Source organism: Staphylococcus croceilyticus, assembly GCF_002902575.1.
Lineage (GTDB): Bacteria > Bacillota > Bacilli > Staphylococcales > Staphylococcaceae > Staphylococcus > Staphylococcus croceilyticus.
This window is the reverse complement of record NZ_PPRD01000014.1, coordinates 118,885-130,470: the sequence shown is the minus strand read 5'-3', so window position 1 is coordinate 130,470 and position 11,586 is coordinate 118,885. Positions and strand designations below refer to the sequence as shown.

Genomic DNA, 11,586 nt, shown 5'->3' with positions numbered 1-11,586 from the left:
GTTTATTTGTGTATAAATATAACTTATAATTATATATTATGTAATACTTTATACTTTTTTATATTGTGTACATGTTGGGGGAATATAACATGAACGATAAAGATTTAAGAGTGATTAAAACTAAAAAGGCATTAACTCGCAGTTTATATCTCTTACTTGAAAAAGAAATGTTCTCTAACATTTCTGTGAATAAAATTTGTGAAAATGCCCAAATACACCGTACGACGTTTTATAAACATTTTTATGATAAATATGAATTATTAAATTACCTGTTACAGTTAACGCATAATGCTTACTTTTCCATAGATATTAAAGAGCGATTAAATAACCCTTTTCAAATCTTAGCCGACACTTTCAATAGAGAGGAAATTTCACGTATTGAATTGAAGCAACAGGGAGATAAAGAGTTTGAGAAAGCGCGACATCTTTATCTAATTGAATTTGTGAAAAATGAATTTAAAGATAATATGCATCGAATTGCGATAGATGATTCAGTACCATCGAGCTTAGTTTTTTATGTCTTTGGCGCAGTTTTAACAAGTTTTTTGGATTGGGAACGAAATGAAAATGCCACACTTACTCCAAAAGAAATGGATGAGTTATTTCATAAGCTTGTTAATATTAAAGCAAAGGAATAAGTAGAAAATCGACTTTCACATTAAAATTACTCTTGTAAACCATTAATTTTTAAAGGGGAAAGAAAATGACTGAATTACATCCATATTTGTCATTTGAAAAAGCTAAAGATGCACTTGAGTATTATGAAAACGTGTTTGGTGCGATTAAGATTAATAGAATAAAAGTCGGGGAAAACCAAGCAGAAGATTTTGGAATGACTAAGGATTAAGTTGAAGATTCAACAATGCATGCTGAATTCGAAGTTCTAGGCGTTAAAATTCTTTGTTCAGACTCATTTGGATGTGTAGCAACTATTAATAATGGTATCTCATTATTAATTGATTTCGACGTTAACGACCAACAAGATTCAGAGAGAGTACAACAATTCTACAATAAAATTAAAGATCATGAATCACTTAATATCGAATTACCATTTGCAGAGCAATTCTGGGGCGGTAAAATGGGCGTATTTACTGACAAATATGGCGTACGTTGGATGTTAAATGGTCAAGATTATTCTCAAATGCCACAATAAACAAAAACAAGAGAGATACTCTATTCAAAGTAGAGCAGCTCTCTTTTTGTATTAAAAGCATTTCTTTATTTTAGATGAGTGGCTGTATAATCATTAACTTTTTTTAATGAATCCGTATTGCAATGACAATCTGATTTGCAACTACCACAATTACCACGTTTAGCACGTTTAAAGAATTTAATTAATGTGAATAGCGTATAGCTAATGATAGCTATAATTATAATTAAATTAATTAAGATATACATGATAAGACTCCCTTATATAAATAATTTACTTATTTGATAAAATAAAAATGTTAAAACATAAGCTGTCACTATAGGATAAACTAATCCAAAACCAGTCCATTTCCATGAAGATGTTTCTTTACGAATTGTAGCTACTGTTGAAATACATGGAACATAAAGCAAAATAAACACCATAAATGCATAGGCTGAAAGCGGTGTGAATTGATGTTGTATAACATTGACAAGACCATCTTCACTTGAAGAATAAAGAATAGCCATAGAACTAATAATGACTTCTTTAGCTAAGAAACCTGGAATCAAAGTGGCTCCCGCTTGCCAACTACCAAAGCCTAGCGGTGCAATTAACGGCGCAACCATTTCTCCCAAAATATGCATAAAGCTTTGATTTATTTTCACATTCACGCCATGAGGCCCAATGTAACTTAAAGTCCAAATAACAACTGACCCACCAAAAATAAAAGTACCCGCTTTTCTTACAAATCCTTTGGCTTTTTCCCAAGTACTTCTCCATAAAGTTTTTATAGAAGGAAAGCGATAAGTCGGTAATTCAACGATAAAAATTGCGTCCTCATTTTTTAAAATAAAACGATTTAAAATTGTGCTGACGATAAGTGCGACTACAATACCTAAAATATATAAACTCAATACCACTAAAGATTGATAGTTTTTAAAGAATATACCAACAAATAATGCATATACAGGTAAACGAGCTGAACATGACATAAAAGGAGCTATTAAAATAGTGATTAATCGCTCTTTTTCATTTTCAATGCTACGGGCTGCCATAATGCTTGGAACATTACAACCGAACCCTATTATCATTGGGATGAAAGATTTACCACTCAATCCTATCGATTCCATCGTTCGATCCATTAATACTGCGATTCTTGCCATATATCCTGAATCTTCTAGAAGAGAAATGAAGAAGAATAGCACCACAATTTGTGGAACGAACACTAGAACTGAACCAACACCGGCAATAATACCATCCGTAATTAAATCTTGAAGAAATGGTAATATGTGCAAGTGACTCATTAATATTTTTATCCAATCTGTTAATTGATTACTAATAAAGCTATCCATCTGATCGGATAGTGGCGTACCTACCCAAGTAAATGTAGTTTGGAAAATCAGCCACATTATGCCTAAAAATATTGGTATGCCCAAATATCTATTCATTAAAATTTTATCTACTTTTTCAGTTAAAAATTGTCTTTCTTCTTGAGGATAGTTAATTACATCTTTTAATAGCATATCGATATACTGATTTCTAGTTTGTGCAATACGTTCATGAACATTAGTTTCAGATAAACTATTTAATTGATTTTTTAATGGTTTTAACTGTTCTAAAATTTGAGAATCTAATTCTTGAGATATTTTTAAGTTGTCTAATAAATATTGAATAGCAATAAAACGTAAACGCTCTGTTGGATAATCAGTGTGTTCTTGAATGATTGTACAAATTTCTTGAATTGTCTTTTCAATATCTTCTTCGTATTTAATTTTAAATAATTGTCTTTCATCAGGTTTTAAATAATTTAGTTCCTTTAATAAATCGTTTGTGCCTTTAGAATTTCTTGCTACTATTGGAAAAACAGGGATTTTTAATTTTCTCATTAACATCTCATAATCAATTTTGATGCCTCTTTTTGTAGCAACATCAATCATATTTAAGCCAATAATTATAGGACTATTTAATTCTAATAATTGTATAGTTAGATGCAAATTTCTTTTTAACTGGCTTGCATCAATAATATTAATCATGCCTGAAAATGATGATTTCATTAAATAATCAGTAACTACACTCTCATCTTTAGAAATAGGAGATAAATCATAACAACCAGGTAAGTCAACTAACTCTCCTAGATTTTGTTTTAATTTACCTATTTTTTTCTCAACAGTAACGCCACTCCAATTACCTACATATTCATATGACCCTGTTAATGCATTAAATAATGAGGTTTTGCCAACATTAGGATTACCAAGTATACAAAAGCTATTATCCATATTGCTTACTCCCCTAATACAATAAGATGAGCATCGCGTTGACGGATACTAAGATATTGTCCATTTATTTCGACTACACTAGGTCCATTTAATAGACATTTTTGTTTAATTTTAATCGTACTGCCTTTTGTTAATCCAAATGCACTTAATCGGTATAACATGCTCTTATTTTTTATATTAATTTCTTCAACTTTATAATCTCTATTTTTAATACCTTTTGTGAGGTTTAGCATAAAATCACGCTTTCCAATTTCATTTGATAATCATTATCATTAGAAATATCATATACCTAGCTTTTCTTTTATACAATATCTCTCAATTCAAAAGTGTGTCGATTTAATGAAAATGATTTTCAATATTAATTGCTCATTTAATTTATATTGTCAGAAATAAAAAATGCCATACAAAGTAAGAGTTTAGTATGACTCTTAACCTTGTATGGCAATAATATTGAAATTTATATTAGAACATTTCTGAAACGACTTTTTGTTCTAAGAAGTTTAATAAGTAGTCTGGGCTACCAGTTTTGGCATCTGTACCTGACATTTTGAAACCACCGAATGGATGGTAACCTACAACTGCTGCAGTACAACCACGATTTAAGTATAAGTTACCTACATCGAATTCATTCACTGCTTTAATCCAGTTTTCACGGTTATTAGTGATGACTGCACCTGTTAAACCGTAATCTGTATCATTCGCAATTTCGATTGCTTCTTCAAAATTATCAAATTTAGTAAAGCCAACTACTGGACCAAAAATTTCTTCTTGCATCACTTGGTCAGAAGATTTTAATCCTGAAATAATTGTTGGTTTAATGAAGTAACCTGTTGAATCGTCAGCTTCGCCACCGATTTCAATTTTACCTTCTTTACCACCAATTTCGATATATTTTTTAATTTTATCAAATTGTTTTTTGTTAATAACAGGACCCATAAATGTATTATCTACAGTATTACCTACTGTAAGATCTTTTGTTAATTCAATTGCTTTTTCTAATACTTCATCATATACAGAGCTGTGTACGATGGCACGTGAACATGCTGAACATTTTTGACCTGAGAAGCCAAATGCAGATGTTACGATTGATTGAGCTGCTAAGTCAGTATCAATATTCTCATCTACAACGATGGCATCTTTACCACCCATTTCAGCGATAACACGTTTTAAGAATGTTTGACCTTCTTGCACAACTGCACTGCGTTCATAGATACGTGTACCAGTTGCACGTGAACCTGTAAATGTTACAAAGTGTGTATGCACTGAATCTACTAAATAATCACCGATTTCTTTAGGGTCGCCAGGTACGAAGTTTACAACCCCTTTAGGAAGACCTGCCTCTTCTAAGATCTCGATTAATTTATAAGCTGTTAAAACCGTATCTTCAGCTGGTTTTAATAAGACAGTGTTACCTGCAACTACAGGTGCCATTGTTGTACCAGCCATAATTGCGAATGGGAAGTTCCAAGGTGGAATTGTTACACCAGTACCAATAGGTTTATAGAAGTATCTATTGTGTTCGCCTTCACGGTCTAAGACTGGTTTACCATCTGCTAAGTCCATCATTGAACGCGCATAATATTCAAGGAAATCAATACCTTCTGCAACGTCTCCAACCGCTTCATCCCATGGTTTACCTGCTTCATATACCATTACAGCAGAAATTTCTTCTTTACGACGACGGATAATTGCTGCTACACGTAATAATAATTCAGCACGGTCTCTATGTGACCATTTGCGCCATTCTTTATACGCTTTATTTGAAGATTCAAATGCTTTTTCCACGTCTTCTTTTGTGGCTTTTGAAACTTTAGCGATGACTTCAGAAGTATTCGCTGGATTAATTGAATCGAATGTATCATCTTTAGTAATATGCTCCCCGTCAATGACGATTGGAAGTGTTTGACCTAATTCACTTTTAACTTGTTCTAATGTTTTTTGAAATCTTTCCACATTTTCTTGTACTGAAAAATCAATCCCAGGTTCATTTTTGAAAGGTACTACCATTCTTAATTACCCCCTATGTATTTGTAAGAATTTAAAATACTTGATCTAAAACTTGCCTTACTTGAAATGATAATCCGTATCATTACCTTCATTTTACTATGTAGTTACCATATTTTGCAATCGCTTACACTCAGTTTTCTGAAAAGTTTTACTTCTCTAATTAATAGACACTTTTTCTCCACATTTACATTTTGTAAAATAATATTATTTTATATTCAATTCATAATTTTATAAAAATGAAGTATAATATAATTAGCACAAATTACCGACATCTAGAGAAAAGGAAGTATATTTATGAAAGTATTAATTACAGGGGGAGCAGGCTTTATTGGCTCTCATGTGGCAGAAAAATTTATTAATGAACACATCGACGTACACGTTATAGATAACCTTAGCACTGGCTTTTTAGAAAATATCCCTTTTGTTAAAAGAGAAAATATTTATATTAAAGATATTACTGATTATAACTTTGTAACCCATTTAATTAAAAAAGAACAATTTGATTATATTATTCATCTGGCAGCCATGGTAAGCGTGGTTGAAACAATAGAAAAACCTCAGCTTTCTAATGAAGTTAATATCGAAGCGACAGTCAATTTATTAGAAGCAACACGCAAATGGAATCCAAATATTAAAAAATTAATATTTGCTTCTTCAGCAGCAGTTTATGGTAATTTACCTGATTTACCAAAATCAGTTTTTGAATCAAAAGTTTTCCCACTGTCTCCATATGCGATTCAGAAATTTTCAGGAGAACAATACGCTAAAATTTATAATAATTTATATCAAGTTCCTTGCACTTGTCTAAGATTCTTCAATATTTATGGCCCTAGACAGAATCCAAATTCTGATTATTCGGGTGTGTTATCTATTATGAACAGTAAATTTACTCACCAATCCGAATTCACATTCTACGGAGATGGCGAACAAACTCGTGATTTTGTCTATATTGATGATTTAATTTCTGCATTATGGTTAACCGTTCAATCTTCTGAGACTAATGGCCAAATTTATAACGTAGGTACTGGATCACAAACTAATTTAAAAGCGGTCTTTAGTGCGTTTGAAAAGGGATTTGGATATAGCATTCCATATTCATTTAAAGCGCCACGACTTGGCGATATTAAGCATTCTTGTGCTGACATTACGCCACTTAAAGCACTAGGCTATACACCTCAATATACTATCGATGAAGGCATCAAAGCTTATTTGGCATATAATAATCAAAATAAAATTACTTTCTAATATAAAACCACGGTCATCGTATATCTACGTTGACCGTGGTTAAATCTTATTATTTTAAAAGTGCATAAAACTCTTCAATAGCTAATTGATTATATGCTTCAGCATCAAATTTATCGTATTTTTTATTTTGTTTTTCAATAAACGCTTCTATTTGTTTAGCTATGTCATCTGTATCATGGTCAACCAAAGCGCCGTAATTCCCATCATTTAACACATATCTATTAGCTACAATGTCTGATGCTAAAATATTCATTTTTAGTGTTAACGCTTCAAGCAACACCATAGATTGTCCTTCGTAGTGAGAAGTTAATGCAAAGACATCTGAGTGTTTCATAATATAAAATGGATTTTTTCTTTGTCCTAATAAGTAGACATGATTTTCTAGTTTTAATTTTTTAATTAGTTTAGTTAATTTATTTCTTTCTACACCTTCACCCATAATATACAGTTTTGTATTTGGATATCGTTTGACTACTTTACCTACCGCTTCAATTAATAAATCAAAGCCTTTTTCAGGTGATAATCTACCTACTGATGCGATTTTAAAATCTTCATCTTTGAACTCTACTGAATTAACTTTACCATTGACAATATTAACTAAAACAGGCTCATGATTTTTTTCAAATTGATCTGAATCATCTACAATTTGTTGTTTAATTTTAGTTAAATTAATTGTATTTCTTGAGACTGCAAATTTTTTATTTAAAGCTCTTATATTTATTTTTTCATTATTTTGTTTTTTAGAGGCTTCAGAAACACAAACTAGTTTATTAAACTTTGGATATAGCGAAATGATACCTTTTATATTTTGATAATGTGGTCTAGCACCTTTTATTACTTTTTCCATATCTGCTTTAATATCACTGTGCAAATAAACTAATTTACGTTTTGTATTCGTGGCTAGAATAAGATTTGCCCAGAACATCGAATAGCCACTGAAATCAATTGCATAATCAAATTGACTGTTACCGAACACCTTTCTTATTTCTCGTTCATACACATTCTTTGGATAAATAAACCGCTCAAGTGATCCTTTTAATCCTCTTTGTTTAACGAAATCCACTTTATACGTTTCTTTTAATGATGCAGCTAATGGCCCTACTCTTAAAATAATTCTCACGTTCTTATTGACGTTATTAATATTATTTAAAATCTCTTGGTTATTACTTCTATTTGTAAAGATAGTTACATCATATTTATCGTAATCTATATTTTCTAATAAGTTGATTACTGAAGAAGTTATCCCGTTATTTTTCATTCCACCAGGATAGATTAAAATTCGCTTTTTATTACACTTTTTAGACTTAGAACTTACTCTCTTATTTTTGAAAAGGAATTTAACAAGATATTTAGTAACTTTTCCATTATCTAAATGCGTATATGTATTTTTAAAATGCGCATATTTATTTTTTACCGATATTGAATTATAGGTTTCATTTTTAATATTCTTAACGACATCTTCAATCGTATGAATGACAGGACCAGGTAGTTCATCACTATTAATATACATTCCTCTCGATGTTTTATAATCCTCATAATCTGGCGTATAGAATATAATTGGACGATCTGTTACTAGATAATCGAAAAAGATACTTGAGTAGTCAGTAACCATTAAATCTACCACTGATAATATTTCATTTGTATCGAAATAATCAGGAATGAGATATGGTTTTAACAGAGAGTTTTTATTCGCTTCTTTAAATATAAATGGATGCACTTTTACGAGCACTTGATAATCGAGATTATTTTTTAGCTTTTCTATTTCTTCAACAATATTTTTTAAACTTTCTTCAGGATTATCAACATCTTCCCCTCTCCATGTTGGACAATACAATAATATTTTTTCATCACTTATAGTTATGTGTGCTCTCAATTCTTCTATAATAGTTTGAGGGTTTGTTTTTAAAGTTAAATCAATTCGAGGATAACCAATTTCTAAGATTTCCCCGCCATAAATATTTTCAAGTTTAAATGCTCTTTTAAATATCTCAGTCGTATGTTGATTAGGACTAATTAAATAATCACTTGCTAAGAAGTTTTTAATAATATTTTGAGATCCTCGTAAGCCATTTTCAATATCTAATCCCATATATTTTAAGGGTGTGCCATGCCACGTATTGATATAGACTTGATTTGGTTTTTTAATAAAATAAGCTGGAAAAGTAGAATTATTAAATAAATACTTACATTCTACTAACGCTTTTAAATAGTCATTAGATTCTTTAATGACAAATTCAACATTACGGTATTTGTTCAATTTCTGTTTATAATAGTTCAATGTTTCTTCAGAATCTACTACCCATTTGTGTGTATATTTATTATATTTTTTGTTATTAATTAAGTATTTAAATACTGCATACGGACTGTCAGTAATACTTTTCCCGTCTCTTACTTGATATAAAATAGAATGATTATCCACTTTAATATCTTCATAGTACTTAGCATACTTCATTATTTTACGCGTATAAGCTGATTTTCTTTGTCTTTTAACAGGTTCAGAAATAAATTTTAATTTTCGTTGGCTTTGATTTACTATAAAGTTTTTAAGTGTCATACTTCATTTCCTTTCTCAGTTGTTTAGTTCTTTCGATGTTTTTAAAGTAATGATTCACTTTATTATTTATTAGAAATTTGTTTCGGAGGACAATATCACTATCGTTCCTAATCTTTTTAATTATATCATTTATTTATACTATTTATTATATATTTAATTCTTGTTATAAGTCCTCGCTCTTATTTTCGAAAATAAAAAACCTTTCAATCATCGTCTAATTAACCTCAGACAAAACTGAAAGGATCAATTTTACTCATTAATCGTTGAAGCATCTTCTTCAGTGATTGTTCGTACCACTTTAGCTGGGACGCCAGCGACTAAGCTATTCTCAGGCACATCTTTCGTTACTACACTTCCCGCTGCAATAACTGAACCATCTCCAATAGTGACGCCAGGCGTAACTACTACATTTCCACCAAACCAAATGTTATTACCAATTGTAATGGGCTGTGCTAGTTCAAGACCTTTATTACGTTCTTTATATGTAAGTGGATGGTGAGCGGTATAAAAGCCACATGAAGGACCAATAAAGACATCGTTACCAATAGTGATACCTCCACCGTCCATAAAATAACAATTACTATTTACGAAGACATTACGTCCTAGCTTCACGTTCCAACCGTAATCTGTATCAAACGGACTATTTAGTGCTAAATTCTCCGCTTCATATCCAAATAATTCTGTTAGTATTTCTTTTCTTTTTTCTTTATTACTTGGACGTGTTTGATTAAGTTCGAAGCATAAATCTTTTGCGCGAACACGATCCGCGTCTAATTCTTCATCAAAGTTAGCATCATACCATTGATTTGCTAGCATTTTTTCTTTTTCAGTCATATATCTCACCTACTTTTTTATTTAGTTAAAGTTTAAACAATCTTTACTTATTTAGCACGAAAAGTACTTTATTTACTCATTACGACATTAAAAAAAGCCTAGAAGTAAAATTACTTCTAGGCACTCAAACTACCATAATTATGACGTAATGTAGTCTCCGCCGTTTACATGGATAATTTGACCAGTAATATAAGAGCTATCAGCATTTGTAGCTAAGAAGACATATGCAGGTGCTAATTCTGCAGGTTGGCCACGTCTACCCATTGGCGTATCGCCACCTTGGTTTTCCACTTTGTCTTCATCAAATGTTGATGGAATAAGTGGCGTATAAATTGGACCCGGTGCAACGCCGTTTACACGAATATTTTTATCCATTAACGTTGTCGCTAATGAACGTGTGAATGATACAATCGCACCTTTAGTTGAAGAATAATCAATTAAATGACCTGAGCCACGATAAGCCGTTACACTTGTTGTGTTAATGATAGTATCATTTTCATGTAAGTGTGGCACTGCAGCTTGTGATAAGAAGAACATACCAAAGATATTTGTATCAAATGTTTCTTTGAACTGTTCTGGCGTAATATCTAAGAAATCATCTTGTGGAAATTGAACTGCACCATTATTGACTAAGATATTTAATCCACCAAAGTCTTTCACTACATTTTCCACTAAATCTTTAGATTGTTGCGCATCTTTTAAATCATGTGCATAAGCTTTTGCTTCTACGCCGATTTCTTTAAGACGCTTCACTGTTTCTTCAGCATCTTCATGTTCATTATAGTAACCGATAGCAACGTTTGCGCCTTCTTTCGCAAATAAGATTGCGACAGAGCGACCAATACCTGAGTCACCGCCAGTAATAAGCGCTACTTTCCCTTTTAATTTACCTGCTGCTTTATATTCATCTAATTCTGAAACTGGTCTTGGATCCATATCCTTCTCGCTACCAGGTTGTTCTGATTGAGTATAGCCTTTTATTTTTTTATGAAATTCTAATAAGTTCATTCATGCTCACTCCTTTGTTATTTACTTAACCGTTCCCATTTCTTGAATTTTTAAAACAATTATTTCTCTATTTTTTATTTAGGAAAATTAGATTTAAACTTAAAAAAGTTTGTATTACCTTCTTCAATTTGTTTACAACTTTTGAATGATAGTAAATCCGTACTAAGGACGCATGAAATTTATTCAATAACCTTATATAATAAGATTAAATTAAAGAGAAAATCAATTATCCTCAGTAATTTGTCCTAAAAGAGAGAAAGACAAGGAGTGCGATAACACATGAAAGGCATATTCAAAGGAATTATTACATTGCTCATCATCCTTGGTATTGTAAAAACGTTCCAAGATCACGATATTATTAATGAAGCCAATCACTATTACGACGAAGTAAGAAATGGTCAATTTGTTCAAACGATTTCAAGTTATGATTTCAATAATTTAAAAGACTTACATTTTGATCACTTTAATCCATCAGATTTTTTCTAAAATAAATACAGCTTTATTTATAACACGTATGTTAGATTCCCCTTCTG

At 31.1% G+C, this 11,586-nt stretch carries 10 protein-coding genes and 1 pseudogene; 4 read left to right on the top strand and 7 right to left on the bottom strand.

Annotated elements, in window-relative coordinates; genetic code table 11:
• The first annotated feature begins 89 nt into the window (after positions 1-89).
• Both CD128_RS03730 and CD128_RS03725 read left to right on the top strand, forming a co-directional pair.
• Positions 90-638 carry a TetR family transcriptional regulator gene (locus CD128_RS03730; RefSeq protein WP_103328741.1) on the top strand — a complete coding sequence of 183 codons (549 nt, stop codon included), beginning with the start codon at positions 90-92 and terminating at the stop codon, positions 636-638.
• A gap of 65 nt (positions 639-703) precedes the next feature.
• Positions 704-1,153, top strand: a pseudogene (locus CD128_RS03725) (VOC family protein).
• Between the two features lie 65 nt (positions 1,154-1,218).
• On the opposite strand, the gene CD128_RS03720 reads toward CD128_RS03725, so the two are convergent.
• The 4 genes from CD128_RS03720 to pruA form a co-directional block, all read right to left on the bottom strand.
• Positions 1,219-1,398, bottom strand: coding sequence for a FeoB-associated Cys-rich membrane protein (locus CD128_RS03720; protein WP_103328740.1), 180 nt, complete (start codon positions 1,396-1,398; stop codon positions 1,219-1,221).
• A gap of 12 nt (positions 1,399-1,410) precedes the next feature.
• Complete coding sequence (gene feoB, locus CD128_RS03715; RefSeq protein WP_103328739.1) at positions 1,411-3,405, bottom strand: ferrous iron transport protein B; 1,995 nt, start codon at positions 3,403-3,405, stop codon at positions 1,411-1,413.
• 5 nt (positions 3,406-3,410) lie between these two features.
• Positions 3,411-3,638 carry a FeoA family protein gene (locus tag CD128_RS03710; protein ID WP_103328738.1) on the bottom strand — a complete coding sequence of 76 codons (228 nt, stop codon included), beginning with the start codon at positions 3,636-3,638 and terminating at the stop codon, positions 3,411-3,413.
• A 229-nt stretch (positions 3,639-3,867) separates the two neighbouring features.
• A complete protein-coding gene (pruA, locus tag CD128_RS03705; RefSeq protein ID WP_103328737.1) occupies positions 3,868-5,412 on the bottom strand; it encodes an L-glutamate gamma-semialdehyde dehydrogenase in 1,545 nt (514 codons plus the stop codon).
• Between the two features lie 294 nt (positions 5,413-5,706).
• Between pruA and CD128_RS03700 the strand changes: the two genes are divergently transcribed.
• On the top strand, positions 5,707-6,657 hold the full coding sequence (locus tag CD128_RS03700; protein WP_103328736.1) for an NAD-dependent epimerase/dehydratase family protein: 951 nt from the start codon (positions 5,707-5,709) through the stop codon (positions 6,655-6,657).
• A gap of 49 nt (positions 6,658-6,706) precedes the next feature.
• Here CD128_RS03700 and CD128_RS03695 read toward each other — a convergent pair whose 3' ends face one another.
• The 3 genes from CD128_RS03695 to CD128_RS03685 all read right to left on the bottom strand — a co-directional run bounded on the left by CD128_RS03695 (position 6,707) and on the right by CD128_RS03685 (position 11,053).
• Positions 6,707-9,211: a glycosyltransferase gene (locus CD128_RS03695; RefSeq protein WP_103328735.1), complete on the bottom strand. Its 2,505-nt coding sequence runs from the start codon at positions 9,209-9,211 to the stop codon at positions 6,707-6,709.
• Positions 9,212-9,460: 249 nt separating this feature from the next.
• Positions 9,461-10,045 (bottom strand): sugar O-acetyltransferase, encoded by a 585-nt coding sequence (locus CD128_RS03690; protein ID WP_103328734.1) that lies wholly within the window; start codon positions 10,043-10,045, stop codon positions 9,461-9,463.
• A gap of 138 nt (positions 10,046-10,183) precedes the next feature.
• The gene (locus CD128_RS03685) at positions 10,184-11,053 is read right to left on the bottom strand and encodes an SDR family oxidoreductase (RefSeq protein ID WP_103328733.1); all 870 of its coding nucleotides are present in this window, start codon (positions 11,051-11,053) and stop codon (positions 10,184-10,186) included.
• Positions 11,054-11,332: 279 nt separating this feature from the next.
• Here CD128_RS03685 and CD128_RS03680 point away from each other — a divergent pair, with 279 nt between their 5' ends.
• Positions 11,333-11,539, top strand: a complete 207-nt coding sequence (locus CD128_RS03680) for a hypothetical protein (protein WP_103328732.1) — start codon at positions 11,333-11,335, stop codon at positions 11,537-11,539.
• The last annotated feature ends 47 nt before the right edge of the window (positions 11,540-11,586 follow it).